The sequence below is a fragment of the Streptomyces sp. NPDC056144 genome, assembly GCF_042264145.1.
Taxonomy (GTDB): domain Bacteria; phylum Actinomycetota; class Actinomycetes; order Streptomycetales; family Streptomycetaceae; genus Streptomyces.
Genome location: NZ_JBHJVF010000009.1, coordinates 179,182 through 203,387 on the forward strand (window position 1 = coordinate 179,182; position 24,206 = coordinate 203,387).

Consider the following 24,206-nt stretch of genomic DNA (forward strand, 5'->3'; position numbering starts at 1 on the left):
GGAACGCCGAAGGCCCGGAGACGGTGTTCGTCTCCGGGCCTTCGGGCCGGGTGGTGGGCGATACTGGGTTCGAACCAGTGACCCCTTCGGTGTGAACGAAGTGCTCTCCCACTGAGCTAATCGCCCGGCGCACCGCAAACATTACCCCATGTCAGCGGGGCTTCCGAACCACTGGAGGGCCGCGTGGGCTACTCGGTGATCTTCCACGGCATGACGAGGCCGAACTTCCAGAGGTAGACGCCGAGCAGGGCGCCGATGATCACCAGGCCGACGGTGGTGAGGATGATGTTCCTGCGGCGGACCTTGGGGTCGAGGGCGCGCTGGGCGGCCTCGGTGACCTTCCGCTTGGTCCAGCGGAGCACCAGCTGTGCCCACACGAACTCGGTGGCCCAGATCGCCATGCCGCCGAAGATGACCAGCCAGCCGGGTCCGGGCAGCGGCAGCATCACGACGCCCGCGCCGACCACGGCGAGTCCCACGATGAAGACGCCGACCTGCCAGCTCAGGTGCAGGCTCCGTCGGGACTTGATGAACTGCGGCGCGCGGGATCCCAGTTCGGCGTCCTGGCCGCTCGCCGAGTCCCCTGCGCGCTCGTCACTCTCCGCATGCATGGCCCCAACTTACCGGACACAGGGGCCCCACTGGTATGGCGGTATTACCCCTGGTTACGTGCAGCCATTCGAGCTACCTGGACGATCACAAAACGGACAGAGGGGTTTACAACGGCCACAGAGGTGGCATGTCGATTTCGCCGACGTGCGAATCCCCGAGCGCACACTGAGCGAAAGGCCCTGGCGCTTATGAACACCACGGTCAGCTGCGAGCTGCACCTGCGCCTCGTTGTGTCGAGCGAGTCCTCACTGCCTGTACCCGCGGGCCTGCGGTATGACACGGCCGATCCGTATGCCGTGCACGCCACCTTCCACACCGGAGCCGAAGAGACGGTCGAATGGGTCTTCGCCCGCGACCTTCTCGCCGAGGGGCTGCACCGGCCCACCGGCACGGGCGACGTCCGCGTCTGGCCATCCCGTAGTCACGGCCAGGGAGTCGTCTGCATCGCACTGAGCTCTCCCGAGGGAGAAGCCCTGCTCGAGGCCCCGGCGAGGGCCCTGGAGTCGTTCCTCAAGCGGACCGACGCTGCCGTGCCACCGGGCACCGAGCACCGGCACTTCGACCTCGATACGGAGCTCTCCCACATCCTGGCGGACAGCTGAGCCAGGCCGAGAGCCGCACGGCGCCGTCCGACTCGGGGCGACGGCGCCGCGTGGGCGATCACCCAGCCAGGACAACGGCGCTCTCCACCGCGCAGCCGGCGCGGTGGTGGGCGCCGTTGTCCCGTTCCGGGCCGCGCTAGAGTCAGCGCCAGTTCCACGGGCGCCCGCCCGCGGCCGGCCAGGGAGCGAATCGTGCTGATCCCCCACGACACCCGGATCGCCCTCGACAGCGTCGTCGATCTGATGAACACCGCCCCGCAGGGCGACCGCCCCGACGGGCTGGCGGACCTCGACGGGCTGCGGTCCTTCGTGCACGCCCACAAGATCAGCGACGTGGGCGACCTCGGGCCCGACGACCTGCGGGCCGTGCGGGAGGTACGGGAGAAGTTCGCCGCGATCTTCTCGGCCCCCGAGCCCCGGATCGCGGCCCCGCTGATCAACCAGCTCGTGGCGGCCGCGGGCACCACCCCGCAGCTCACCGACCACGACGGCTACGAGCTGCACGTGCACTACTTCGCGCCCGGCGCCTCGGTGGCCGACCACCTCGGCGCCGACTGCGGCATGGCCCTCGCCTTCATCGTCGTGGCCGGCGAGCAGGAGCGGCTGCGGCGCTGCGAGGCGCCCGACTGCGGCCGGGCCTTCGTCGACCTCTCCCGCAACCGCTCGCGCCGCTACTGCGACAGCCGTACCTGCGGCAACCGCCTGCACGTGGCCGCGTACCGGGCGCGCCGCAAGGAAGCCGCCGGCTGAGCCGACACCGACCGGGTCACAGCAGGAACAGGTCGTGCACGGCGGCCATGAGGAGCAGGCAGCCGATCACTGCCAGGAAGATCATCAACGGCGGCTGCGAGAGCGCGAACAAGCAGCCTCGCGGCTCGGCGGGGGCATCGGCGGCGGGGGCGGACTCCCGCGAGGTATCCAGCATCTCGGGGGGATGATGACGCACATTCCACCCCGGAAATCCCGCAACACACCTTGTTGACAAGGCCGTTCACCCCTTCCCGTGGTTCTCGGGAAAGGGAAGCGTCAGAAGTGATCAGATTCCGTGCTTCTTCAGAATCGCCTCGATGTCGCTGAAGTCGTCGGCGGCCGCCTTCGGGGGGACGGCACGGGGCGCGGACGCGGTCGGCGCCACGGCCGTCCGCTCCGCTCCGCCGACGGTCCCGGCTCCCCCGGCCCCGTCGGTCCGTCCGCCGCGGCGCCGCTCGATCGCCCGCGTCGACGAGAGGAGCAGCCAGGCGCCGCCGAGGACGCCGAACCCGGCCCAGGCCACCGGGCTGAAGGCGGTGTCCGCGAGCCACTCCACGGCGCCGGTCATCACGAGGCCGAGCGGCACCAGCGCGTAGGCCGCGATGCGGGCGGCGGAGAGGTAGCGCTTCCGGTACGCCGCGACGGCGGCGATGCCCAGGCCCGCCGCGGCGGCCGCGGAGCAGATGGTCTCGGCCAGCATGCGATCCTCCTGGTTCCGGCTGTTACGTCCCTTCCATCCTGCACCGCCGACCACGGCCGGTGCCACGCCCCGGGGCGCATCTCAGGGAGATCTCCGGGTCCCCCCGACCGGATCTCCTCCGCAGGTGCCGGTAGGGGAGACTGCTGTCATGAGCGACACCACCACCGCACCCGTCTCCCCCGTCGTCCTGGAGGCCTGGTTCGACCTCCAGTGCCCCGACTGCTTCGCGGCCCTCGACGACGTCCGCGCGCTGCGCGACCACTTCGGCGACCGGCTCGACGTCCAGCTGCGCCACTTCCCGCTGGCGAAGCACAAGCACGCGTACGCCGCCGCCCAGGCCGCCGAGGAGGCCTTCGCGCAGGGCCAGGGCTGGCCGTACGTGGAGGCGCTGCTCGCCAGGACCGAGGAGCTCGGCGACCGGGGCGAGCAGCTCCTCCTCGACGTCGCGACCGGGCTCGGCCTGGACGCCGAGGAGATCGACACGGCCCTGATCGACGGCCGTCACCTGCTGACCGTCGACGCCGACGAGGCCGAGGGCAAGGCGATCAAGGTCACCGGCACCCCGACCTACGTGATCGGCGGCGAGCGGCTGGACGGCGGCCAGAGCCAGGAGGGCCTGCGGGAGCGGATCACGGAGATCGCCGAAGGCCTCCTCAAGGACTGAGCGCACGCGGGCCCGAAGGCCTACAGCAGCGCCTTGGCGCTGTTGACGAACGTCGTGCGGAAGCCGAGGGACTCGTAGAGCCGGATGGCCGGGGTGTTGCCCGCGAAGACGTGGAGGCCGAGCCGGTCGTCCCCGGCCTCCCGGGCGACCCGCTCGGCGAGCAGCATGAGCGTGCGGCCGTGGCCGCGCCCCCGGTGGGCCTCGTCGACCTCGATGTCGTACACGAAGGCGGCCCACCGCCCCGGTTCGAGCTCGATGCGTCCGGTCCAGATGTGGCCGGCGACCTCGCCGTCCTCGACGATCACGTGGATGGCGACGCCGGGGCTGGCCAGGCCCTGCGGGAGGTACCGGCGGTGGCTGTCCTCGGCCTTGGCCCTGGCCTGGTCCTCGGGGACGCCGCGGTCGATCCAGCTCTGCGCGTAGAGCGCCTTGGCCCGCTCGTCCCACACCACGAACTCGGCCTCGGTCATGGGCCGCACCTCGGCGTCCCCGGGCAGGGCGGGCGCTTCGGCGCCGAGCTCCTTCACCATGTTCCGGCTGCGCTCGGTGTAGCCGAGCGTGACGGCCATCCGCAGCGCCGCCTCGGCTGCCGCGGGCACCGATATCTGCACCTCGGCGCAGCCCCAGCCGCGCAGTACCTCCTCGGAGGCGAGCGCGGCGACGGTGCCGCGGCCCCTCCGCCGGTCGGGCTCGTCGATCCCGAGGCCCTCGATCACTCCGGAGGCGGCGCCGAAGCCGGGATCGGTCGAAAGGCGGACGGAGCCGACGCGGCGGCTGTTCACGCACACGTCGTAGGTACGGGAACGGCCGCCGTCGGGCGTCTGCTGAAGCGGCTCGGCCGGCCGCAGGGTGGTGGTCATCATGGTGGTTCTACCCGCCGATGCCCCACTCGTCATCCGGTTTTCGGTGTCCGGCGCCTCAGACGCGCGGGTCCCGGTCCTGGGCCGCGCGCTCGTCGAAGATCCGCATGGCCTTGGCGGTGACCGGGCCGGGGGCGGCGAACTCGCGTCCGTCGACCCGGTGCACGCCCTGGACGTCGCGGAGGGTCGAGGTCAGGAAGATCTCCTCGGCGCTCTCCAGGACGTCGAGCGGCAGGTCGGTCTCCTCGGCGCCGGTCCACTCGACCGCGAGGGCGCGGGTGATGCCGGCGAGGCAGCCGGAGGCGACGGGCGGGGTGTGGATGCGGCCGTCGAGCACGACGAAGACGTTGGAGCCGGTGCCCTCGCACAGCTGCCCCACGGTGTTCCCGAAGAGCGCCTCGCTGGCGCCCGCCGCGTGCGCCCTGGCGAGGGCGACGACGTTCTCCGCGTACGAGGTGGTCTTCAGGCCCGTGAGCGCGCCGCGCTCGTTGCGGGTCCAGGGCACGGTGATCACGGCGGTGGAGTCGGCGCGGCGGCTCGTCTCGCCGAGGCCGACGACGAGGCTCGTACCGGCGTCGCCGCGCTCCGAGCCGAGCGGGGAGAGACCGCCGGTGTACGTGATCCTCAGCCGGCCGAGCTCCATCGGGTTGGCGTCGAGGACGGCGGCGCAGGCGCGGCGGACCTCGTCGAGGTCCGGGTCCGGCAGCCCGAGGCCGCGGGCGGAGCGGGTGAGGCGCTCCAGGTGGGCGGTGAGGGCGAAGGTCTCGCCGCGTTCGGCCTTCACCGTCTCGAATATGCCGTCGCCGACGGTCAGACCGTGGTCCAGGACGGAGACCTGGGCGGTCTCCGCGTCGTGCAGCCCGCCGTTGACCCAGATTTTCATCGAGAGATGGCCTTTCCGCTCGCCTCGTGGGCGCCTGACTCGTAGGCGCCCGACGCTATCGCGACCAGTCGGGCCGCCTTGAGCTCGGTCTCCTCCCACTCGCGCTCGGGGTCCGAGCCCCAGGTGATGCCGGCGCCGGTGCCGAAGCGGAGGACGCCCTCGGGGCGGTCGATCCAGAAGGTGCGTATGCCGACGGCGAGCTGGGCGGTGTCCGCGTCGGCGTCGACCCAGCCGATGCCGCCGCAGTACGGGCCCCGGGGCGCCGTCTCCAGGGCCTCGATGATCCGCAGGGCGCTGGACTTGGGCGCGCCGGTGACGGAACCGGGCGGGAAGGTGGCGGCGAGCAGCTCGGGCCAGCCGGCGTCCTCGCGCAGGAGGCCGGTGACGGTGGAGACGAGGTGGACGAGGCCGGGGTGCTCCTCGATCTCGCAGAGGCCGGGGACGGCGACCGTGCCGGTCTCGCTGACGCGGCCGAGGTCGTTGCGGACCAGGTCGACGATCATCACGTTCTCCGCGTGGTCCTTGGGGAGGAGGTCGGCGGCGGTGCGGCCGGTGCCCTTGATGGGTCCCGAGGTGATGAGGGCTCCCTCGCGGCGGAGGTAGAGCTCGGGGGAGGCGGTGGCGATCTCCACGCCGTGGGCGGGCAGCCGAATCGTTCCGGCATAGGGAGCGGGGTTGCCCCGGGCGAGGAGCGCGGTGAGGGCGTCGACGTCGGCGCCCGCGAGGTCCGGGAGCGGCGCGCTCAGTACCCGGCAGAGGTTCGCCTGGTAGACCTCGCCGCGCGCGATGTGCTCGCGCACGCGCCGTACCCCCGCGATGTACGCGGCGCGGTCGAGGGAGGACGTCCAGTCACCGGCGCCGGGTCCGCGCCAGGCGCCCGGGACCGGTGTGGGTACCGGATCGCGCCGCACGTCGCCGAAGCGCGCGCAGGTCAGGCGGCCCTCGAAGTCCGCGCAGACGGCCCAGAAGCCGGTGGAGTCCAGTGCCTCGGGGTCGTGGGTGACGTCCCGGAGGTCGGTCGCGACGAGGCCGCCGAAGCGGGCCAGAGGAGCAAAGTCGTGCACGCATCGAGTCTAGGTCGGCCGACGCCGGGACCTCCGGTTCGAACGGACAGGGGCTTCCGGCCCCCGGGGAGCACGGCGAGTGAACGCCACCCGAACCCTCCGCGACGGCCCGCCGGGCGCCCTGATCGCCTCGCAGGTCAGCACGCTGCGGAAACGCGTTTTTGTACTGGCCCAGGAATCCGCTAGAGTTCAACACGTCGCCGGGACGCGCAAGCGAAACGGAAACGACAAGCGGACGTGGCTCAGTTGGTAGAGCATCACCTTGCCAAGGTGAGGGTCGCGAGTTCGAATCTCGTCGTCCGCTCGATGTGGGGGATCTTCCCGAACCCCTGTATTAGCAACACTCCTGGTGGAGTGGCCGAGAGGCGAGGCAACGGCCTGCAAAGCCGTCTACACGGGTTCAAATCCCGTCTCCACCTCCAAGGACGATTAGCTCAGCGGGAGAGCGCTTCCCTGACACGGAAGAGGTCACTGGTTCAATCCCAGTATCGTCCACTGGATCTCCGGATCCTGGATCTTCGGATCACCCGCGCGATTAGCTCAGCGGGAGAGCGCTTCCCTGACACGGAAGAGGTCACTGGTTCAATCCCAGTATCGCGCACACAGTACGGAGCACGTCGGTCACGACGTGTGGACCCCGCGCGATTAGCTCAGCGGGAGAGCGCTTCCCTGACACGGAAGAGGTCACTGGTTCAATCCCAGTATCGCGCACGCAGTACGCGTCACCTTCGGGTGCGGCGTGCACATCCCGCGCGATTAGCTCAGCGGGAGAGCGCTTCCCTGACACGGAAGAGGTCACTGGTTCAATCCCAGTATCGCGCACCACAGGAGGAAGCCCCCGGTCTCGGCCGGGGGCTTCTTCGTGCTCAGGAGGAGAAGAGCATCCGGCCGAAACCGCGCTGACGGTAGTGGCCGCCGTGGTGGCCGCCGTGCTGCGGGGCGCCCCAGGCGGGCTGGGCCGGGTAGGCGGCCGGCGGCGCCTGCGGCGGCGGGGCCTGCTGGGCCCACTGCGACTCCAGACGGGTCAGGGCCTCCAGCTCGCCGAAGTCCAGGAATATGCCGCGGCAGCCGCTGCACTGCTCGATCTGGACTCCGTTGCGGTTGTACGTGTGCATGGCCGCATGACACTTGGGACACTGCATGCTCGGCTCAACTCCCTGACGTCGCCGTTCGAATGGTGGCTTCACTGTACGGGGACGCCTCCGGGCCCAGGTCGGTTCACTGAGCGGTGATACGCGCGCAGGTGTCGATCATCACCTCCTCGACCTCGTCGAGCGGCCGTCGCTCGGCCGTGGACTTGGCGAGGGCCAGGGCCGCCGTCTGGACCGTCAGGGACCGGGCGGGGACGTCGAGTCGGGCCCACGGGTCGGCGCCGACGGCGGGACCGCCGGCCGCCTCGTACGCGCCGAGGAAGCGGGTCCACACGTCCGGGGGCAGGATGCCCGCGGCGAACCAGGCGGCGGGGCGGGCGAGATCCCAGGCCGGGTCGCCGAGTCCGAGGTCGTCGACGTCGATGAGACGCCAGGGGTACTCCCCCGCCGGCGCGCCCACCGGCCGTGGAACGCGGACCAGTTGGCCCAGGTGGAAGTCGCCGTGGCAGAGCAGCCGCCGTCCGGTCGCATCGGCGCCCGCGTCGGGAACCGTTCGCCAGGCGCGCAGCACGGTCGCCGCGGCCGGGTGGCCGGGCGCGGTCCGGCGCATCCGGTCCACGGCGAGGGACACCTTGAGCGGGGCCCGCATGCCGGGGAGGCGCGGGGCGAGGCCCGGCGGGGGCGGGGTGCGGTGCAGCAGGGCGAGGAGGCGGGCCGCCTCCTCCCAGGGGGCCGCGTCCGGGTCCGCGGGGTCGACGGGCGGCCCGTACGGCCAGACGGTGACGGGTCGTCCGTCGAGCGCGCCGGAGGCGCCGGGGCCGTCCGGCGGGAGCGGCAGGGGCGGCAGGAGGACGCCGTCGACGTCGGGGCGGGCGGCCAGGGCCAGGCGTGCGCGGTGCGCTTCGGGATCGGTGCCGGGGGCGTGCGCCTTGGCGACGAGGGCCCCGTGGCGTACGACCGTGCCGTCGTCCCGGTCGGCGAGCACGCCGACGTGGGCGCCCGCGCAGTCGCAGGGCGCGCCGGGGCGGTGGGCGGCGGCCCGCGCGAGGGCGGTGAGGCGGGCGAGGGTGCCGGGGGGCGTCCGGGGTGCGGGGTCCACGTCGGGAGCGTACGGGGCGGGCCGGGACGCGCGAAGGCCGGTCAGCTCCCCAGCTGACCGGCCTCACGCTGCCGTCCGTCACACCCCCGTCCCCACGGGGTTGAACGGGACCGATGTCCCGACCCGGGCCGCTCTCCCGGGTGCGGGCGCTGTCAGCGCCCCAACATCACGCCCACGGACGACGCCTGGGTGACCACCGCGTCCCAGCCGCCGAAGACGACGACGAGCAGGGCCGCGAGAGGGAGGACCATGGCCGTGGCCACCAGGGGGTGACGTCGGCCCGAAGGGCTGCTGGTCGACCGCGGTGCCGTGTACGCCATGGTTCCTCTCCTGTCTGGTCTGGCGCGATGGGTGCGTGACCTCGGGGGACGAGTGCCGCACCCACCGCTGAGAACAACAGTAGGGAGCGGGCGGGGCCGGGGCGTCATGCCCGCGTACCGGCTTTCGGGCCTCCCGGAGGATGACGCCTGCCCGGGCGGCGTACTCCCCTGGGTGGAGACGGCGGCCCGGAACTGGGGGTCATCCCCCAGGGGACAGGGGGGTCGCCGACGGGTCACGGGGAGTGACATGGCTCACGTCACCGGGTGGAGCCTCCGCCTCCGGTCCCCCGGGTGCCGTCGGCGGACGGCCTCCGACCGGACCGGTTTCCGCGCTCTCGGGTCAAGTGATCGACACACAAGGGGGGTTGAGGGGTGGACAGTCCATCCGGACGGCTGTCGTCCGTCCCCCTCAGCACTGACAATCGATCCCGGTGCGAGGGCGCGGCCTATGAGCGCGTCCGGGCGCCACTACGTAAGCTGTGCCACGTCGAACGGACGAGGGGACGGACATGGCGATGATGCGGCTCCGGCGCGAGGATCCGCGGATCGTCGGGTCGTTCCGGCTCCACCGCAGGCTGGGGGCCGGCGGTATGGGTGTCGTGTACCTCGGGTCCGACCGGCGCGGGCAGCGCGTGGCGCTCAAGGTGATCCGGCCGGATCTGGCCGAGGACCAGGAGTTCCGCTCGCGTTTCGCCCGTGAGGTGTCGGCGGCCCGGCGGATCCGCGGCGGCTGCACGGCACGGCTGGTCGCCGCCGATCTGGAGGCCGACCGCCCCTGGTTCGCCACCCAGTACGTGCCCGGGCCCTCCCTGCACGACCGGGTCGCCGAGGAGGGCGGGCTGCGCGCCGCCGACGTGGCCGCGATCGGGGCCGCGCTCTCGGAGGGGCTCGTCGCCGTCCACGAGGCCGGCGTGGTCCACCGCGACCTGAAGCCCTCGAACATCCTGCTCTCCCCCAAGGGCCCCCGGATCATCGACTTCGGCATCGCTTGGGCGACCGGCGCGAGCACCCTCACCCACGTGGGCACCGCCGTCGGCTCGCCCGGCTTCCTCGCGCCGGAGCAGGTGCGGGGCGCGGCCGTCACCCCGGCCACGGACGTCTTCTCGCTGGGTGCCACCCTCGCGTACGCCTCGATGGCCGACTCCCCCTTCGGGCACGGCAGTTCCGAGGTCATGCTCTACCGGGTGGTGCACGAGGAGCCGCAGCTGCACGGTGTTCCCGACGCCCTCGCCCCGCTGATCAGGGCCTGCCTGGCGAAGGACCCGGAGGAACGTCCCAGCACGCTCCAGCTGTCGATGCGGCTGAAGGAGATCGCCGCGCGCGAGGCGCAGGGGCTGCCGGTCTCGCGTCCCCCCGTGCAGCGCGAGCGGGCCGAGGAGCGGAACATCGCCCGGCCGACCGAGCGGTACACGGAGCGCGACACGCGCGGGCAGGGGTCCGAGCGGGAGGCGGACCGCGAGCAGCGGGGGCAGCAGCGCGGCTCCGGCCCGTCCTCGCGGCCCTCGGCGGGCCCGCGGACGGGCGGCTCGCGCACCGGCGACTCCCGTACGGGCGGCTCGCGTGCCGGGCAGTCCCGCCCGGGGACGCGTCCGGGTGCCCGGACGACGTCGACGGGCCGCCGCCCCGCCAATCCGCGGCTGCTGCGGCAGCGGCTCTTCGTCTTCGTCGTGGTGACGCTGGTCGTGGCCCTGGGGATCGCCGCGGCGCAGGCCCTCCAGGGCTGACCCTGACCCCTAGGGGGCCGGGGTCAGGACTCCGGGCGGCCCGTGGCCACCGCGTAGAAGGCGACCGCCGCCGCCGCTCCGACGTTGAGCGAGTCGACGCCGTGGGCCATCGGGATCCGGACCCACTCGTCGGCGGCGCGCAGCGCCTGCGTGGAGAGGCCCTCGCCCTCCGCGCCGAGCATCAGCGCCACCCGCTCCAGGCGGTGCGGGGCGGCCTCGTCGATGGAGGTCGCCTTCTCCGCCGGGGTGAGCGCGAGGAGCTTGAACCCGGCTTCCCGTACGGCTTCCAGGCCGCGGGGCCAGCTGTCCAGGCGGGCGTACGGGACGGAGAAGACCGCGCCCATCGAGACCTTGACCGAGCGCCGGTAGAGCGGGTCGGCGCAGTCCGGGGAGAGCAGGACGGCGTCCATGCCCAGGGCGGCGGCGCTGCGGAAGATGGCGCCGATGTTGGTGTGGTCGTTGACCGACTCCATGACGACCACGCGCCGGGCGCCCGCGAGGAGCTCGGTGGCGTCGGGGAGCGGCTTGCGCTGCATGGAGGCGAGGGCGCCGCGGTGCACGTGGTAGCCGGTGACGCGCTCGGCGAGGTCCGGCTGGACGGCGTACACCGGTGCCGGGACCTCGTCGATGACGTCGCGCATGACGTCGACCCACTTGGCGGAGAGCAGCATCGACCGCATCTCGTACCCGGCCTGCTTGGCCCGGCGGATGACCTTCTCACCCTCGGCGATGAACAGGCCCTCGGCGGGCTCGCGTCGGCGCCGGAGCTCGACATCGGTCAGGCCGATGTAGTCGCGCAGGCGCGGGTCGTCGGGGTCGTCGATCGTGATGAGTTCGGCCACGGGGTGATACTGCCTTGTCCGGGGAGTCGTGCCAATGTGCGGGGCGGGGTACGGCGCGAAGCGCGGTGACCTCTGGTTACTTCACCAGCTTGTCGGGGCCCTCGGTGACGACGTCGCCGATGACGATGACGGCCGGAGGGCGTACCTCCTGGGCCTTGACGGTCTCCGCGACGGTCGCGAGGGTGGCGTCGACGCGCCGCTGGGCGGCGGTCGTGCCCTCCTGGACCAGGGCGAGCGGGGTGTCGGGCGACTTCCCGTGGGCGACGAGCGCCTCGGCGATCTTCCCGATCTTGTCGACGCCCATGAGGATGACGAGGGTGCCGGTGAGCTTGGCGAGCGAGGCCCAGTCGACGAGGGAGCGCGGGTCGTCGGGGGCGACGTGGCCGCTGACCACGGTGAACTCGTGGGCGACGCCCCGGTGGGTGACCGGGATGCCGGCCGCGCCGGGAACCGAGATGGAGCTGGAGATGCCCGGGACGACCGTGCAGGCTATGCCCTCGGCGGCGAGCGCCTGGGCCTCCTCCATGCCGCGGCCGAAGACGAACGGGTCGCCGCCCTTGAGCCGGACGACGGACTTGCCCGCCTTGGCGTGCTCGATGAGCGCGTTGTTGATGGCCTCCTGGGCCATGAACCGGCCGTACGGGATCTTCGCCGCGTCGATCACCTCGACGTGCGGCGGCAGCTCGTCCAGGAGGTCGCGGGGGCCGAGCCGGTCGGCGATGACGACGTCCGCCTCGGCGAGCAGCCGGCGGCCGCGGACCGTGATGAGGTCGGGGTCGCCGGGGCCGCCGCCGACGAGGGCGACGAAGGGGGTACGGGAGCGGTGCGCGGGCGCGGCGAGGGAGCCCTCGCGCAGGCCCTCGACGATCGCGTCGCGCACGGCGGCGGAGCGGCGGGGGTCGTGGCCGGTGAGGACGGCGACGGTGACGCCCGCGTCGCGGCCGGTGGCCGGGGTCCAGGCGGTGGCGGCCTCGGCGTCGTCGGAGCGGACGCACCAGACGCGGGAGCGCTCGGCCTCGGCGGAGGCGGCGGCGTTGGCGGCCGGGTCGGTGGTCGCGACCAGGACGTACCAGGCGCCGTCGAGGTCGCCTTCCTCGTACCGCCGCTTGATCCAGGTGATCTCGCCGGTCTCGGCCATCACGTCCACGGAGGGGGTCGCCGACGGGGAGACGAGCGTGATGTCGGCGCCCGCGGCGATCAGCGCGGGAAGGCGGCGCTGGGCGACCTGACCGCCGCCGAGAACGACGACGCGGCGGCCGGCGAGGCGCAGTCCGACGGGGTAGGCGGGGTGCTCGGCGGGCTCGGCCATGGGTGAGCGGCTCCTCGGAGGGCGGTGCGTGTGCGGGCCGCTGCTGCGGTGAAGCGGCGGGAAGGATGGGCGGGAGGGCCCGGTGCCCACGATATCCGTGGCGGGGAGTCGCCACTCTGTGACGGATCTCCCCGTGGGCCATCCCGGCGCGTCCCCCACTCCCGTACGGGGAGGGGGGACGCGCGGGGTGGTTCCGGGGGGCTGGTCCTACTTCTCGGTGACGCCCGCCGAGTCGAACGTGGCGACCTCGTGCATCGCGCGGGCCGCGCTCTGCACGAGCGGGAGCGCGAGCAGGGCGCCCGTGCCCTCGCCGAGGCGGAGGTCGAGGTCCACCAGCGGGCGCAGGCCCAGCTTGTTGAGCGCGGCCACGTGGCCGGGCTCGGCGCTGCGGTGGCCGGCGATGCAGGCGGCGAGGGACTCGGGCGCGATGGCCCGGGCCACGAGCGCCGCCGCGCCGGTGGAGACTCCGTCGAGGATGACCGGGGTGCGGAGCGAGGACGCGCCCAGGATCAGGCCGACGAGGGCCGCGTGCTCCAGGCCGCCGATGGCCGAGAGGACGCCGATCGGGTCCGCCGGGTCCGGCTTGTGGAGGTCGAGGGCGCGCCGGACGACGTCCACCTTGCGGGCGTGCGTCTCGTCGTTGATGCCGGTGCCGCGGCCGGTGACCTCGGCGGCGTCGACGCCCGTGTAGACCGAGATGAGGGCGGCGGACGCGGTGGTGTTCGCGATGCCCATCTCGCCGGTGAGGATCGCCTTGTTTCCGGCGGCGACCAGGTCGCGGGCGGTCTCGATGCCGACCTCGATGGCGGCGAGGACCTCGTCGCGGGTCATCGCGAGCCCGGTGGTGAAGTCGCCGGTGCCGGGGCGGACCTTGCGGGGCAGGAGGCCCGGGGTGGCCGGGAGCTCGGTGGCGACGCCGACGTCGATGACGCAGACCTCGGCACCGACCTGGTTGGCGAACGCGTTGCAGACCGCTCCCCCGCCGAGGAAGTTGGCCACCATCTGGCCGGTGACCTCCTGCGGCCAGGGGGTCACGCCCTGGGCGTGGACCCCGTGGTCGCCGGCGAAGATCGCGACGGCGGCGGGCTCGGGGATCGGCGGCGGGCAGACCCGGGAGAGCCCGGAGAGCTGCGCGGAGATGATCTCCAGCATGCCGAGCGCGCCGGCCGGCTTGGTCATGCGCTTCTGCCGCTCCCAGGCCTCGCCGAGCGCCTTGGCGTCGAGCGGGCGGATGTTGGCGACGGTCTCCTGAAGCAAGTCGTGCGGCTCCTCGCCGGGAAGGGCGCGACGGCCGTACGTCTCCTCGTGGACCACCCAGGCGAGCGGGCGGCGCTTGGACCAGCCCGCCTGCGCCAGCTCGGGTTCGGCGGGGAACTCGTCGACGTAACCGACGCAGAGGTACGCGACCACTTCGAGGTGCTCGGGAAGGCCGAGGGTACGGACCATCTCGCGCTCGTCGAAGAAGCTGACCCAGCCGACGCCGAGGCCCTCGGCGCGGGCGGCGAGCCAGAGGTTCTCCACGGCGAGCGCGGAGGAGTACGGGGCCATCTGCGGCTGCGTGTAGCGGCCGAGCGTGTGGCGGCCGCCCCGGGTGGGGTCGGCGGTCACGACGATGTTGACCGGGGTGTCGAGGATGGCCTCGATCTTCAGTTCCTTGAACTGCTTCGCGCGCGCCTTCGGCAGCGACTTGGCGTACGCCTCGCGCTGGCGCTGGGCGAGCTCGTGCATCGTCTGCCGGGTCTCGGCGGAGCGGATGACGACGAAGTCCCAGGGCTGCGAGTGGCCGACGCTGGGGGCCGTGTGGGCGGCCTCCAGGACGCGGAGCAGCACCTCGTGCGGGATCGGGTCGGAGCGGAAGCCGTTGCGGATGTCGCGGCGCTCGCGCATCACGCGCAGGACGGCCTCGCGCTCGGCGTCGTCGTAGCCGGGGGCGCGGGGGGCGGGCTCGGCGTCGGCGTCCTCGTCCTCCGCGGGGGCCTCGGCCTCGGGGGCCTGGGCCGCGTCGGCGGCGGGCGCGAGGTCGGCGGCGTCCACCAGCTCGGCGGCGTCGACGAAGCCCTCGGGGTTCTCGGGCGCCTGGGGCACCTCGGGGGCCTCGGCGGGCCGGCCGGGCTCGGAGACCTCGGAGACCTCTGCGGCTTCGGCGGCTTCTGCGGCTTCGGCGGCTTCTGCGGCTTCGGCGACGAGGTCGGCCTCGGGGGCGGTCGCCCCGGCGGGCTCCTCCTCGGCCTGCGGGATCTCGACCACGGGGGTCTCCGCGACGGGAAGGTCCTCGGCGGGGACCTCGGCGACGGGCTCCGCGGGCTCCTGCGGCTGCTCGGGGGCCTGCTCCGCCGGGGCCACGGGCTCCACGACGTCCTCGGCCACGGCCTCGACGGCGGTCTCGACGACGCCCTCGGGGGCGGTCTCCGCGGCGGTCTCCGTGAGCTCGGGCTCGGCAACCGGCTCTGCCGCGACCGCGGCCTCGGGGGCCTGCTCGGCCTCGACGGCCGTCTCGACGGCGGGCTCCGCCACGGGCTCGGCGACGGGCTCCGCGGCCTGGACGAGGCCCTCGGCCGCGGGCTCTCCCTCGCGCGGCGCGGGAACGGTGGCCTGGGGCTCGGCGAGGACGGCCTCGGGGGCGGTCTCCCCCGTCTCCTCGGGCGCCTCGGCGGCCTCGACCGGCTCCCCGGCCTCGGCGACGAGCGTCGGGGCCAGGTGCGGGGCCGTCGGGAGGGAACCGTCGACGGGAACGAACTGTCCGGCCGCCGGGACGACCGTTTCTGCGGGAGCCGGCGCCTGCGGCGCCACGGCCTCCTGCGGCTGCGCGGCCCACGGCTCGGCGCCCTGCGGCGCGAGCTGGCGGTCCTGCGGGATGTCGAAGTACTCGGGGCCGGTGGTGGGCGGTCCCGGGTTGCGTACGGGCACGGGCGCGGGCCCGGTGGCCACGACAGGTGTCGGTACGGGCGCGGGCTGCGGAACCGGCGCGGCGGCCGGGCCGCGGTCGGCGAGCGAGAGCACGACGCCACCGGTGGCGTCGGGCACCGGCGGGCCCATGTGCAGCGGGCGGCGGGCGGGCGGCGGCGTCGGGGCGCCGGCCGGCGGCGGGACGCGGACGCCGCCGAGGTCGACGGAGCCGGAGTCGCGGCCGGCGGCCTCGTGGGCGCCGGTGTCGAGGATGCCGGGCTCGTAGCCGTGGTCGGTGACGACGGGCTCCTGCGCGGCGGGGACGCCGTGGGCCTCGGCGCCCGGGACGGGGGTGCCGTGCGCGGGCGTGCCGGGGATCGGGAAGCCCTCGGCCGGGGTGGCGCCCTGCGGGACGGTGAAGCCCTGCGCGGCCGGCACGCCCTGCGGCGGGGTCTGGCCCTGAGGGGCGGTCAGCACGTCGGCGAGGACGAAGGCGTCCGGGACCGGACCCGTGAGCGGGTCGGTCAGCGGATCGGTGAGCGGGTCCGGCAGCGGGGCGGTGAGCGTGTCCCCCAACGGGACCTCGGCCTCCGGGCCGGCCGGGTGCGGAACGCCCTGGTGCGCGGCCTGGTTCGGAACCAGGGGCGCGGCGGGGGCCGCGGGGTTCAGGGACATGTCCTGCGGGGCCGGTACGGCCACCGGCGCCGCGGGCACGAAGCCCGGCGGGTGCTCGCTCCAGGCGCCCTGGGCGCCCGGCATGAGAAGGATGTCGTCGTCCTCGGCTGCGTGCTCGGAGGGGTCCAGGAAGGTGTACGCGCCCGGAGCGGGGATGCCCGGCTGCTCGACCATGCCTGCGTTCTCCGGCTGCCCCTCGCCCGGGACCTGGCCGGTGTCCGTCATGCGTACCCCTCGCCCATCGCTTGTGTTCCTTCGGACCTGCGCCCGTCGACAACAACGAGCGCGTGCGCCACGCGGCACGAAGGACGCGCGGACACCCACTCATTGTCGCGGCCGTAGGCCGTCGCGGAAGGCAGATCCGCCGCGATGGGCTGTGGACTGCGCCACGTCGCGCGGTTCCCCCAGGTCCCGTACCACATCAGCGACCGTGTGGGGCCGCCGATCCGGACGCGTTCGAACGACATGCCGAACGTCCCGGTGCGGTACAACAATCGGCCAGCCTACCCGCCCTGACGCCCCGGAGGGATCACGGGGCGTGTTCCGTCCTGCGGCCGGCCAACAGGAAGACCACCGAACGCTCGCGCTCCGACCAGTCGACGGGGTCGAGGCCCACGGTCTGGAGCAGCAGGCTCTCGACCGCGTAGCCGCCGTCGGCGAGGGCGGTGCCGATGGCCTCGGCCTCGTCGCGGGTGGAGGCGTGGGTGACGATGCGCTCCGGACGGCGCTCCGTGCAGGCGGTGACCACGGGGACGCCGCCGGCCCCGATCCGTACGACGTCGGGTTCCGGCAGGTTCTCCAGGACGTGCGGGGCGCGGCCGGGGACGGTCTGGAGGAGGACGCCGTGGCGGCGGGCGGCCGCCTCGGTGCGGGCGCAGGCGGCGGGGTCGGTGTCCACGGCGATGACGGCGGCGCCGAAACGGGCGGCCTCGACGGCGAACGCGCCGCCCGCGCAGCCGATGTCCCAGACGAGGTCGCCGACGCGGGGCCCGAGGCGCGCGAGTTGGGCGACGCGCAGCGCGGGGTCCTCGCCCGCCGTGGGACGTTGGGAGGGGGCGGCCGGGGGCTCGCCGGGCCGTCGGACCCCGCCGCCGGCGCCGTCGGAGGCGTACTCCTCCGGGGGCAGGCCCCAGCCCCGTACCGACCGCACGGCCGGGTCCTGGCCCGCCAGCCAGGGCGGGGCGGGCGTTCCGCCGCCGCCCGCCCCGCCGATGACGAGGACGACGTTGGGGTCCCGCCAGGAGTGGTCGGCGGCGCGGTCGGAGGTGAGGACGGAGACCTGTTCGCGGTCGGTGCCGAGCTCCTCGCAGACCACGAAGGTGCGGTGGACGCCGTCGAGGAGCAGGGCGAGTTCGGCGGGTCCCGCTCCCGGGGAGGTGAGGACGGCGACCTTGGGGTGGGCGCGGCAGACGTTGACGGCGCGGCGCAGGGTGCGCTGGTGGGCGACGACGGTCCGGGCGTCCTCCCAGGGCATTCCGGCGCGGGCGAAGGCGGCGGCGACGGAGGAGACGGCGGGGACGACCTCGACCTCCAGTCCGTGTTCGGGGGCGCGCAGGGTGCGGACGACGCCGAAGAAGCCGGGGTCGCCGTCGGCGAGGACGACGGCGGTGCCGCGGTGGCCGGCGATGCGGCGGGCCGCGATGTCGACGCTGCCGAGGCGGACGCGTTCGGCGGCCGGGGGCACTTCGGGGAGCGCCAGGTGGTGGGCGGCGCCCGCCACGAGGGTGGCGGCGGCGAGCGCGGACCTGGCGGCCGCGGTGAGGGGCGAGCCGTCCCAGCCGATCACCGTGACCCGGTCGGCCATCGTCGTCAGTCTCCTGTGGTGTCGTCGCAGGTCGGGAGCGTGCCGAGCGTACCCCGGCGGGGGCCTCGCGGCGTGCTTCCCGTGCGCGGTTCGCGCACCTGTTCCTGACCGGTCCCGGTCAGTTCCGGCTCAGTCGCGGCTCAGTCGCGGCTCGGCTCCCGCTCAGCTCCACTCGGTGTACGAGGAGTACCCGGCCTCGGCCATCTGGTCGGCGACGCCGTCGAGGTCCTCGGGGAGCAGGCCCCAGAGGATGAAGTCGGTGCGCAGGTCGGTCCAGCCGCCGTCCTCGGTGCGGGTGCGGGCTATGCAGGCGTTGCGCAGGACGCCCTCGCTGATGCAGCCGATCTTCTGGGCGACCTGCTGGGAGGCGGTGTTGTCGGCGGCGGTGCGGAGCTCGATGCGCTCGAACTTCTGGTCGCCGAAGAGCCATTGGGCGGTGGCGAGGGCGGCCTCGGAGGCGTACCCCTCACCGCGCGCCCAGGGGGCGACGATGTACGAGAGTTCGGTGGAGCGGACGCGCCAGTTCGTGTTGCTCAACTGGACGACGCCGACGAGGCGCTGGGTGAGGAACTCGGTGACGCCGAGGTCGAGGCCGCGGCCGGCGGCGCGCTCGGTGGGGGCGTACTCGGTGATCCAGCGGCGGGCGGCGGCCTCGGTGTACGGCTGGGGGACGGCGGTCCAGGCGCCGACCTGGTCGTCGTTCATCATCTCGGCGAGAGCGGGGGCGTCCCCGTCTTCGAGCGCGCGCAGCACCAGCCGGTCCGTGTTGATGGAGATGTCCGGGAAGGTGGTAGTCATGCTCAGCTCCATGCCGTGGACCGACCGAATCGACCGTGAACGCACAGCATGCAGCATGCGGCCGTCGGCGCGCATGGCCGGGTCGCCCGGGGTCGCCCGGGGCCGCGGGCGGGAGGACGCGGGGCGGGCGCGGGGCGGACGCGACGAAGGCCCCGCGCACCGGGGCGGTGCGGGGGCCCTCGTCGAACGGACCTGGCCGGTGCCTTACTTGGCGGCGGGACCGAAGGCCGGGATGACCGAGCCCTTGTAGGTGTCCTCGATGTACTTCTTCACCTCGGGCGAGTTGAGGAGCTTGGCGAGCTTCTGCACGCGGACGTCCTTCTCGTTGCCCTCCTTGACGGCGAGGAAGTTGGCGTACGGGTTGCCCTCCGCCTTCTCCAGGACGAGGGCGTCCTTCGACGGGGAGAGCTTGGCCTCGATGGCGTAGTTGCCGTTGATGACGGCGGCGTCCACGTCGTTCAGGGCGCGGGGCACGGTGGCGGCCTCCAGCTCCTTGAACTCCAGGCCCTTCTTGTCGGTGATGTCGGAGAGCTTGGCGTCGGTGCCGACGCCGTCCTTGAGGGTGATGAGGCCGTTCTCGGCGAGCAGGTGGAGCGCGCGGCCCTCGTTGGTGGTGTCGTTCGGGACGGCGATCGTCTGGCCGGCCTTGATGTCCTTCACCGACTTCAGGCTCTTGGAGTAGAGGCCCAGCGGCTCCAGGTGGACGTTGACCACGGGGACGATGGTGGTCTTGTTCTTCTTGTTGAAGTCGTCGAGGTACGGCTTGTGCTGGAAGAAGTTGGCGTCGACCTGGCCGGACTGGGTGGCGGTGTTCGGCAGGACGTAGTCCGTGAACTCCTTCACCTCCAGCTTCAGGCCTTCCTTCTCGGCCAGGTTGTCCTTGACGAAGTTGAGGATGTCGGCGTGCGGCGTCGGGGACGCGGCGACGACGAGCGGCTTGGAGGTGTCGCCGGAGCCGGCCGCGTCCTTGGAGGTGGACGGGTCCGAGGAGGTGCCGCAGGCGGTGAGGCCGAGGGCGAGGGCGGCGGTGGCGGCGATACCGGCGGTGAGCTTGATGTTCTTACGCACGAAGAGTGCCTCTTTCCGGTGGTGCGGTGGACGCCTGGACAACAAGTCCGGGCTGTTTCTTCGCCATCCTTCGAGATGCCCCGAAGGAGGAAGTCGGGGTGGCCGGGGAGCCGTTACGCGGTACGGCCCCGGCGGGCGAGGAGTCGGACGACCCCGTCGCCGATGAGCTGGACGACGGTCACGATCAGGACCAGGACGACGACGGTGACCAGCATGAACGTGGTGTCGAAGCGCTGGTATCCGTAGGTGACGGCCTTGGAGCCGAGGCCTTCGCCGCCGACCGCGCCGGCCATCGCCGAGTACCCGATGAGCACGATGACGGTGGTGGTGACGGCCGAGACCAGCGAGGGCAGGGCCTGCGGGAGCAGGACCTTGCGGACGATGGTGGGGATGCCGCCGCCCATGGCCTGGACGGCTTCGACGAGTCCGTGGTCGACCTCGCGGATCGCGGTCTCGACGAGGCGCGCGAAGAAGGGGATGGCGCCGATGGCCAGGGGCACGATCATCGCGGTGGGACCGATGAAGGTTCCGACGACAAAAGTGGTGAAGGGGATCAGGGCGATCAGCAGGATGATGAACGGCAGCGAACGCCCGACGTTCACGATCGCACCGACGACCTTGTTGACCGGCCGGTTCTGGAGCAGTCCGCCCTTGTCCGTGAGGACGAGGAGGATGCCGAGCGGCAGGCCGCCGACGATGGTGACGACGGTGGCCCAGAGGACCATGTAGAGCGTGTCGACGGTGCCCTGCTCCAGGAGGGGCTGCATCTCCGACCAGGTCACTTGGCACCTTCCTTGACCAGTACGGGCGTGGCGCCCGGCTGTGCGTCCTGCGGCTGCGCGTCCGCTTCCACGAGCTCGACCTGGAGGCCCTGCTCGCGCAGGAAGCCGACCGGGACGACGTTGTCCTCGTACCGTCCGGGGAGCTCGATCCGCATCCGGCCGATCTGCTTCCCGCCCACGGTGTCCATCGCCGCCCCGAGGATCGAGATGTCGATGTTGTAGGTGCGGGAGAGCTGGGAGATGACCGGCTGGGTCGCGGACTCGCCGTGGAAGGTGACGTCGACGACCGTGCGGTCCGGGCCCGTGGGGGCGCCGCTGACCGGGAAGAGCTCGGCCGCCAGCTGGGAGCCGGGGGTGGCGAGCAGTTCGCCGACGGTGCCGGTCTCGACGACGCGGCCGTGCTGCATGAGCGCGGCGGAGTCGCAGATCGTCTTGACGACGTCCATCTCGTGCGTGATGAGCAGGACGGTGAGGCCGAGCTGCTGGTTGAGGTCGCGCAGGAGCTGGAGGATGGAGCGGGTGGTCTCCGGGTCGAGGGCGCTGGTGGCCTCGTCGGAGAGCAGGACCTTGGGCTTGCCGGCGAGGGCGCGGGCGATGCCGACGCGCTGCTTCTGGCCGCCGGAGAGCTGGCCCGGGTAGGCCTTGGCCTTGTCGGCGAGGCCGACCAGGTCGAGGAGTTCGAGGGCGCGGCGGGAGCGCTCGGCGCCGGAGACGCCGAGGATCTCCAGGGGAAGTTCGATGTTGTCCTTCACCGTGCGGGAGGACAGCAGGTTGAAGTGCTGGAAGACCATGCCGATGCTGCTGCGGGCGCGGCGGAGGTCCTTGCCGGCGCGGCGGCTCTTCCCGGCGAGGGCGGTCAGGTCGACGCCGTCGACCGTCACGGTGCCGGAGGTGGGGCGCTCCAGGAGGTTGACGCAGCGGATGAGCGAGGACTTGCCGGCGCCGCTCTGGCCGATCACGCCGAAGACCTCGCCCTCGCGGACGTGCAGGTCGACGCCGTCCAGAGCGGTGACCTGGCGGCCGCGCGACTCGTAGACCTTGGTCAGGCCCGATGTGGTGATCACAGGATTTCCGTCACTGTCGAGTGCGCGGCGCGGGTTCCGCCGGGCACGTGGCGTTCGTCGTTCGGACAGTCGGCGCACATCAAGCCGGTCCGGCGGGTGGCCGGGAGTCAGCGGGGTGCGCGGGGCAGGCACGGTCCGCCGCCGGATGGCGGGAGGATCGGCATGGCCGTCGGGTCTCGCTTCGGGGCGCGAAACTCAGGCGGGGGCCCTCAGAAGGCGCACATTCGACACATACAACGAGCACCGGGCGTCGTGATCGCCTCGGTCGCAAGGGTGCGGCTGCTCGTCGTGGTCATGTCTGCAAGTAAAGCATGCGCAGTCGCGAACGAAAGAGGAGTGTCCGAATAGCGGACGCCGTTGAGATGCCATACGGACACCTCCTCGGCCGCCCGGGAAGCCGCTCCCCCCTGCGCGGCCTGCGCGGAACGGGTCCCGGGGGCACGCCGACGACGGCCGGTTCCCGCCCCCGGGCGGGCGTCCGGTGTGGCCAAGGCCACGCGTACCCCGCGTGCCCCGCGCACTCCGGGCGCCGCGGGCCCCCGGCGGCAGGGGGCGCGCCACTCGGGCCCTTCGGCCCGTAATACCCTCGTGCGCATGCTCGACGCCCTGACGGTCACGGTCTCCGTGGCCGCGCTCGCCCTCGCCGCCTGGTGCGGCTTCGCCGCCTACCGCGACCAGCCGACCAAGGACTGGCACTTCATCGGCATGGCCGTGGTGACCTTCCTCGTCCTGGTCCAGCTGATCGTCGGCATCGTGCAGCTCGCGCGCGGCGAGAAGGCCGAGGAGGGCGCGACGATCTTCGTCGCCTATCTGCTGGGCGCGCTGTGCGCGGTCCCCATCGCGGGCTTCATGTCGCTCGCCGAGCGCAGCCGGTGGGGTTCGGCGACGGTGGCGGCCGGCGCGGTCGTCCTCGCCGTGCTCGAAGTGCGTCTCTACGACATCTGGACGGTGGGCTGACCATGACCGCGACACAGGAGAAGGCCGCACCCGGCGCGCGGAAGCGGCTCGTCACGGGCCCGGGCATGCTGCTCGTCTGGCTGTACGGCGTGATGTCGGTCGGCGCGGTCTCCCGCTCGATCTACCAGATCGCCACCGAGTTCGACCGCGCGCCGCTCGCGTACAGCCTGTCGGCGCTGGCCGCGGTCGTCTACGTCTTCATCACGTACACGCTGGTACGCGGCGGGGAGAGGGCCCGCAGGGCGGCGCTGGTCTGCTGCGCCGCCGAGCTCGCGGGCGTGCTGATCGTGGGGACCTGGACGCTGGCCGACCCGTCCGCCTTCCCGGACGCGACGGTCTGGTCGGACTTCGGGTACGGCTACGTCTTCATCCCCGTACTCCTGCCGCTGACCGGCATCTGGTGGCTTCGCAAGGCGGCCAGGGCCGACCAGGGCTCCTGACGCCTCCTAGGCGGCCTTCTCCAGGGTCACCAGGGTGATCCTGGGGCCGATCTCGCGGGTGGAGACCTGCTCGTAGCCCCTGCTGCGGTAGAGCCGCAGGTTGACCTCGCTGCGGTGGCCGGTGAAGAGCTGGAAGCGCTTGGCGGGCACTTCGGGGAGCTGCTCGGCACCGGAGCCGTAGTGGCGCTCGATGCCGTCGAGCAGACGGGTGCCGAGGCCGTGGCGCTGCATGCGCGGGTGGACGATGAGCTTGGCGATCCGTACCGTCCCGTCCTCGTCGAGGCGGGCCCGTACGGAGGCGACGACCTCGTCGCCGAGCCGGGCCACGAGTCCGTACCCCTCGGCCAGCTCCGCGCGGAGGGCGTCGAGCGTCTGGGTGAGCGGCTCGATGGACCAGTCTCCGTACAGCTCCGCCTCGCTCTGGTAGCAGAGGTACTGCAGCTTCAGGATGTGCTCCGCGTCCCGCGCGTCCGCTGCCGAGATGGTCACGCTCAGGCCCATGTGTGCCGCCTCCCGCTCATGTGCTTCGCCGTCGGTTTATCGCACCCTTCCCCGTCGGCCGGGGACGGGAACCTCTGCAGCCAGCATTCTGCGCAGGCATCCCAGGCAACGGGAACGCATCGGCCCCAGACTGCCCTGTGAGATACCCAACTCTCCTGCGATTTCCCGGTAGGTGGGGTCCTCCGGGTCGAGCATGGCGGCGAGCACCCGGGGGCAGCGGCCGGGCGTTCGGGTGACGGCGGCGCGCAGCGTGCGGTGCCGTTCGGCGACGAGGAGCGAGCCCTCCGGAGAGCCGTGCGGGGTGTCGGCGTCCGGCCTCGGGGCGGGTTCCCCGGGGTACTCGCCGGGGTACGGGCGCTCCCGGTCCGCGTGCCTGCGGGCCCTGCGGGCCTCGGCGCGGACGGCGCGGCGCAGCCAGTCGGCGGGACGGTCGGGGGCGCCGGTGTCGCGCAGGCGCTCCAGGAGGCGGAGCCAGACGGCCTGTTCCAGGTCGCCGGGGTCGACTCCGGCGGCGGGGGCCTCGGCGTCGGACTCGGCGGCGAGGAGCGGGGCGAGGGCGGCGAGGAGGCCGGGGGCCGAGCGGGGGTCGGGCGCGGCGGGGGTCACGGGGGTGGTCATGACCGGCACGATGTCCGGCTGTGCGCCGACGGTTGCCGGGCCGGGCCCAAACCACCCGTGAGGGGGGCGTACGAGCCCGGCGGCGGCCGAACC

The 24,206-nt window shown here is 73.1% G+C and carries 25 protein-coding genes and 7 tRNA genes; 12 read left to right on the forward strand and 20 right to left on the reverse strand.

What is annotated here, in order from left to right; genetic code table 11:
* Positions 1–51 precede the first annotated feature (51 nt).
* Positions 52–126 (reverse strand) — tRNA-Val (locus ACFC0Z_RS25745).
* 62 nt (positions 127–188) lie between these two features.
* Positions 189–611 (reverse strand): TIGR02611 family protein, encoded by a 423-nt coding sequence (locus ACFC0Z_RS25750; RefSeq protein WP_376442323.1) that lies wholly within the window; start codon positions 609–611, stop codon positions 189–191.
* A gap of 189 nt (positions 612–800) precedes the next feature.
* Here ACFC0Z_RS25750 and ACFC0Z_RS25755 point away from each other — a divergent pair, with 189 nt between their 5' ends.
* Positions 801–1,214, forward strand: coding sequence for an SsgA family sporulation/cell division regulator (locus tag ACFC0Z_RS25755; RefSeq protein ID WP_015032345.1), 414 nt, complete (start codon positions 801–803; stop codon positions 1,212–1,214).
* Positions 1,215–1,406: 192 nt separating this feature from the next.
* Positions 1,407–1,964 (forward strand): CGNR zinc finger domain-containing protein, encoded by a 558-nt coding sequence (locus tag ACFC0Z_RS25760; RefSeq protein ID WP_376442325.1) that lies wholly within the window; start codon positions 1,407–1,409, stop codon positions 1,962–1,964.
* Between the two features lie 16 nt (positions 1,965–1,980).
* On the opposite strand, the gene ACFC0Z_RS25765 is transcribed toward ACFC0Z_RS25760, so the two are convergent.
* Together ACFC0Z_RS25765 and ACFC0Z_RS25770 are read right to left on the reverse strand one after the other, a co-directional pair.
* Positions 1,981–2,139 (reverse strand): hypothetical protein, encoded by a 159-nt coding sequence (locus ACFC0Z_RS25765; RefSeq protein WP_376442328.1) that lies wholly within the window; start codon positions 2,137–2,139, stop codon positions 1,981–1,983.
* Between the two features lie 111 nt (positions 2,140–2,250).
* Positions 2,251–2,664: a hypothetical protein gene (locus ACFC0Z_RS25770; protein WP_376442331.1), complete on the reverse strand. Its 414-nt coding sequence runs from the start codon at positions 2,662–2,664 to the stop codon at positions 2,251–2,253.
* Between the two features lie 148 nt (positions 2,665–2,812).
* Between ACFC0Z_RS25770 and ACFC0Z_RS25775 the strand changes: the two genes are divergently transcribed.
* The gene (locus ACFC0Z_RS25775; RefSeq protein ID WP_376442332.1) at positions 2,813–3,328 is read left to right on the forward strand and encodes a DsbA family protein; all 516 of its coding nucleotides are present in this window, start codon (positions 2,813–2,815) and stop codon (positions 3,326–3,328) included.
* A gap of 20 nt (positions 3,329–3,348) precedes the next feature.
* On the opposite strand, the gene ACFC0Z_RS25780 is transcribed toward ACFC0Z_RS25775, so the two are convergent.
* From ACFC0Z_RS25780 to ACFC0Z_RS25790, 3 genes are read right to left on the reverse strand one after another with little or no spacing between them, the layout of a single operon-like run.
* The gene (locus ACFC0Z_RS25780) at positions 3,349–4,188 is read right to left on the reverse strand and encodes a GNAT family N-acetyltransferase (RefSeq protein ID WP_376442508.1); all 840 of its coding nucleotides are present in this window, start codon (positions 4,186–4,188) and stop codon (positions 3,349–3,351) included.
* 58 nt (positions 4,189–4,246) lie between these two features.
* Positions 4,247–5,071: an aminotransferase class IV gene (locus ACFC0Z_RS25785; protein ID WP_376442335.1), complete on the reverse strand. Its 825-nt coding sequence runs from the start codon at positions 5,069–5,071 to the stop codon at positions 4,247–4,249.
* Positions 5,068–6,135, reverse strand: coding sequence for a chorismate-binding protein (locus tag ACFC0Z_RS25790; protein WP_376442337.1), 1,068 nt, complete (start codon positions 6,133–6,135; stop codon positions 5,068–5,070). The genes ACFC0Z_RS25785 and ACFC0Z_RS25790 overlap by 4 nt, the downstream gene beginning before the upstream one ends.
* Before the next feature lie 231 nt (positions 6,136–6,366).
* Here ACFC0Z_RS25790 and ACFC0Z_RS25795 point away from each other — a divergent pair.
* The 6 genes from ACFC0Z_RS25795 (at position 6,367) to ACFC0Z_RS25820 (ending at position 6,960) form a co-directional block, all read left to right on the forward strand.
* Positions 6,367–6,439, forward strand: a tRNA-Gly gene (locus tag ACFC0Z_RS25795).
* A gap of 44 nt (positions 6,440–6,483) precedes the next feature.
* Positions 6,484–6,557, forward strand: a tRNA-Cys gene (locus ACFC0Z_RS25800).
* A 1-nt stretch (position 6,558) separates the two neighbouring features.
* A tRNA-Val gene (locus ACFC0Z_RS25805) sits at positions 6,559–6,630 on the forward strand.
* A gap of 34 nt (positions 6,631–6,664) precedes the next feature.
* Positions 6,665–6,736 (forward strand) — tRNA-Val (locus ACFC0Z_RS25810).
* A 38-nt stretch (positions 6,737–6,774) separates the two neighbouring features.
* Positions 6,775–6,846, forward strand: a tRNA-Val gene (locus ACFC0Z_RS25815).
* Positions 6,847–6,885: 39 nt separating this feature from the next.
* Positions 6,886–6,960 (forward strand) — tRNA-Val (locus ACFC0Z_RS25820).
* A 41-nt stretch (positions 6,961–7,001) separates the two neighbouring features.
* On the opposite strand, the gene ACFC0Z_RS25825 is transcribed toward ACFC0Z_RS25820, so the two are convergent.
* From ACFC0Z_RS25825 to ACFC0Z_RS25835, 3 genes are all read right to left on the reverse strand, one after another.
* Complete coding sequence (locus ACFC0Z_RS25825; protein ID WP_376442340.1) at positions 7,002–7,277, reverse strand: zf-TFIIB domain-containing protein; 276 nt, start codon at positions 7,275–7,277, stop codon at positions 7,002–7,004.
* A 76-nt stretch (positions 7,278–7,353) separates the two neighbouring features.
* Positions 7,354–8,325, reverse strand: a complete 972-nt coding sequence (locus tag ACFC0Z_RS25830; protein WP_376442342.1) for a phosphotransferase family protein — start codon at positions 8,323–8,325, stop codon at positions 7,354–7,356.
* A 152-nt stretch (positions 8,326–8,477) separates the two neighbouring features.
* The gene (locus tag ACFC0Z_RS25835; RefSeq protein ID WP_360810659.1) at positions 8,478–8,645 is read right to left on the reverse strand and encodes a hypothetical protein; all 168 of its coding nucleotides are present in this window, start codon (positions 8,643–8,645) and stop codon (positions 8,478–8,480) included.
* A gap of 509 nt (positions 8,646–9,154) precedes the next feature.
* Here ACFC0Z_RS25835 and ACFC0Z_RS25840 point away from each other — a divergent pair.
* Entirely contained in the window at positions 9,155–10,369 is a 1,215-nt protein-coding gene (locus tag ACFC0Z_RS25840; protein WP_376442344.1) for a serine/threonine-protein kinase, read from the forward strand.
* A gap of 23 nt (positions 10,370–10,392) precedes the next feature.
* On the opposite strand, the gene ACFC0Z_RS25845 is transcribed toward ACFC0Z_RS25840, so the two are convergent.
* From ACFC0Z_RS25845 to ACFC0Z_RS25880, 8 genes are all read right to left on the reverse strand, one after another.
* Entirely contained in the window at positions 10,393–11,211 is an 819-nt protein-coding gene (locus ACFC0Z_RS25845; RefSeq protein WP_376442347.1) for a TrmH family RNA methyltransferase, read from the reverse strand.
* A gap of 76 nt (positions 11,212–11,287) precedes the next feature.
* Complete coding sequence (gene cobA, locus ACFC0Z_RS25850) at positions 11,288–12,520, reverse strand: uroporphyrinogen-III C-methyltransferase (RefSeq protein WP_376442349.1); 1,233 nt, start codon at positions 12,518–12,520, stop codon at positions 11,288–11,290.
* 207 nt (positions 12,521–12,727) lie between these two features.
* Positions 12,728–16,306 carry a nicotinate-nucleotide--dimethylbenzimidazole phosphoribosyltransferase gene (cobT, locus tag ACFC0Z_RS25855; protein ID WP_376442352.1) on the reverse strand — a complete coding sequence of 1,193 codons (3,579 nt, stop codon included), beginning with the start codon at positions 16,304–16,306 and terminating at the stop codon, positions 12,728–12,730.
* A 304-nt stretch (positions 16,307–16,610) separates the two neighbouring features.
* On the reverse strand, positions 16,611–17,885 hold the full coding sequence (gene cbiE / locus ACFC0Z_RS25860) for a precorrin-6y C5,15-methyltransferase (decarboxylating) subunit CbiE (protein ID WP_376442355.1): 1,275 nt from the start codon (positions 17,883–17,885) through the stop codon (positions 16,611–16,613).
* A 162-nt stretch (positions 17,886–18,047) separates the two neighbouring features.
* A complete protein-coding gene (locus tag ACFC0Z_RS25865) occupies positions 18,048–18,683 on the reverse strand; it encodes a GNAT family N-acetyltransferase (protein WP_376442358.1) in 636 nt (211 codons plus the stop codon).
* 204 nt (positions 18,684–18,887) lie between these two features.
* Positions 18,888–19,751 carry a MetQ/NlpA family ABC transporter substrate-binding protein gene (locus ACFC0Z_RS25870; protein WP_376442361.1) on the reverse strand — a complete coding sequence of 288 codons (864 nt, stop codon included), beginning with the start codon at positions 19,749–19,751 and terminating at the stop codon, positions 18,888–18,890.
* Positions 19,752–19,864: 113 nt separating this feature from the next.
* Entirely contained in the window at positions 19,865–20,533 is a 669-nt protein-coding gene (locus tag ACFC0Z_RS25875) for a methionine ABC transporter permease (protein ID WP_225799536.1), read from the reverse strand.
* On the reverse strand, positions 20,530–21,597 hold the full coding sequence (locus tag ACFC0Z_RS25880; RefSeq protein ID WP_376442363.1) for a methionine ABC transporter ATP-binding protein: 1,068 nt from the start codon (positions 21,595–21,597) through the stop codon (positions 20,530–20,532). Before ACFC0Z_RS25880 ends, ACFC0Z_RS25875 begins: the two co-directional genes overlap by 4 nt.
* A gap of 594 nt (positions 21,598–22,191) precedes the next feature.
* Here ACFC0Z_RS25880 and ACFC0Z_RS25885 point away from each other — a divergent pair.
* Both ACFC0Z_RS25885 and ACFC0Z_RS25890 read left to right on the forward strand, forming a co-directional pair.
* Positions 22,192–22,554: a hypothetical protein gene (locus tag ACFC0Z_RS25885; protein ID WP_376442366.1), complete on the forward strand. Its 363-nt coding sequence runs from the start codon at positions 22,192–22,194 to the stop codon at positions 22,552–22,554.
* Positions 22,555–22,556: 2 nt separating this feature from the next.
* On the forward strand, positions 22,557–22,994 hold the full coding sequence (locus tag ACFC0Z_RS25890; protein ID WP_376442369.1) for a hypothetical protein: 438 nt from the start codon (positions 22,557–22,559) through the stop codon (positions 22,992–22,994).
* Positions 22,995–23,000: 6 nt separating this feature from the next.
* Here ACFC0Z_RS25890 and ACFC0Z_RS25895 read toward each other — a convergent pair whose 3' ends face one another.
* Positions 23,001–23,495, reverse strand: coding sequence for a GNAT family N-acetyltransferase (locus ACFC0Z_RS25895; RefSeq protein ID WP_376442370.1), 495 nt, complete (start codon positions 23,493–23,495; stop codon positions 23,001–23,003).
* Positions 23,496–23,531: 36 nt separating this feature from the next.
* Entirely contained in the window at positions 23,532–24,113 is a 582-nt protein-coding gene (locus ACFC0Z_RS25900) for a sigma-70 family RNA polymerase sigma factor (protein ID WP_376442372.1), read from the reverse strand.
* Positions 24,114–24,206 lie beyond the last annotated feature (93 nt).

Excerpts from the sequence above, each read along its gene's own strand:
- ACFC0Z_RS25750 (WP_376442323.1), bottom strand. The coding sequence starts at position 611 with ATGCATGCGGAGAGTGACGAGCGCGCAGGGGACTCGGCGAGCGGCCAG.
- ACFC0Z_RS25755 (WP_015032345.1), top strand. The coding sequence starts at position 801 with ATGAACACCACGGTCAGCTGCGAGCTGCACCTGCGCCTCGTTGTGTCG.
- ACFC0Z_RS25765 (WP_376442328.1), bottom strand. The coding sequence starts at position 2,139 with ATGCTGGATACCTCGCGGGAGTCCGCCCCCGCCGCCGATGCCCCCGCC.
- ACFC0Z_RS25770 (WP_376442331.1), bottom strand. The coding sequence starts at position 2,664 with ATGCTGGCCGAGACCATCTGCTCCGCGGCCGCCGCGGCGGGCCTGGGC.
- ACFC0Z_RS25775 (WP_376442332.1), top strand. The coding sequence starts at position 2,813 with ATGAGCGACACCACCACCGCACCCGTCTCCCCCGTCGTCCTGGAGGCC.
- ACFC0Z_RS25780 (WP_376442508.1), bottom strand. The coding sequence starts at position 4,188 with ATGACCACCACCCTGCGGCCGGCCGAGCCGCTTCAGCAGACGCCCGAC.
- ACFC0Z_RS25785 (WP_376442335.1), bottom strand. The coding sequence starts at position 5,071 with ATGAAAATCTGGGTCAACGGCGGGCTGCACGACGCGGAGACCGCCCAG.
- ACFC0Z_RS25825 (WP_376442340.1), bottom strand. The coding sequence starts at position 7,277 with ATGCAGTGTCCCAAGTGTCATGCGGCCATGCACACGTACAACCGCAAC.
- ACFC0Z_RS25835 (WP_360810659.1), bottom strand. The coding sequence starts at position 8,645 with ATGGCGTACACGGCACCGCGGTCGACCAGCAGCCCTTCGGGCCGACGT.
- ACFC0Z_RS25840 (WP_376442344.1), top strand. The coding sequence starts at position 9,155 with ATGGCGATGATGCGGCTCCGGCGCGAGGATCCGCGGATCGTCGGGTCG.
- cobA (WP_376442349.1), bottom strand. The coding sequence starts at position 12,520 with ATGGCCGAGCCCGCCGAGCACCCCGCCTACCCCGTCGGACTGCGCCTC.
- cobT (WP_376442352.1), bottom strand. The coding sequence starts at position 16,306 with ATGACGGACACCGGCCAGGTCCCGGGCGAGGGGCAGCCGGAGAACGCA.
- cbiE (WP_376442355.1), bottom strand. The coding sequence starts at position 17,885 with ATGGCCGACCGGGTCACGGTGATCGGCTGGGACGGCTCGCCCCTCACC.
- ACFC0Z_RS25865 (WP_376442358.1), bottom strand. The coding sequence starts at position 18,683 with ATGACTACCACCTTCCCGGACATCTCCATCAACACGGACCGGCTGGTG.
- ACFC0Z_RS25885 (WP_376442366.1), top strand. The coding sequence starts at position 22,192 with ATGCTCGACGCCCTGACGGTCACGGTCTCCGTGGCCGCGCTCGCCCTC.
- ACFC0Z_RS25890 (WP_376442369.1), top strand. The coding sequence starts at position 22,557 with ATGACCGCGACACAGGAGAAGGCCGCACCCGGCGCGCGGAAGCGGCTC.
- ACFC0Z_RS25895 (WP_376442370.1), bottom strand. The coding sequence starts at position 23,495 with ATGGGCCTGAGCGTGACCATCTCGGCAGCGGACGCGCGGGACGCGGAG.
- ACFC0Z_RS25900 (WP_376442372.1), bottom strand. The coding sequence starts at position 24,113 with ATGACCACCCCCGTGACCCCCGCCGCGCCCGACCCCCGCTCGGCCCCC.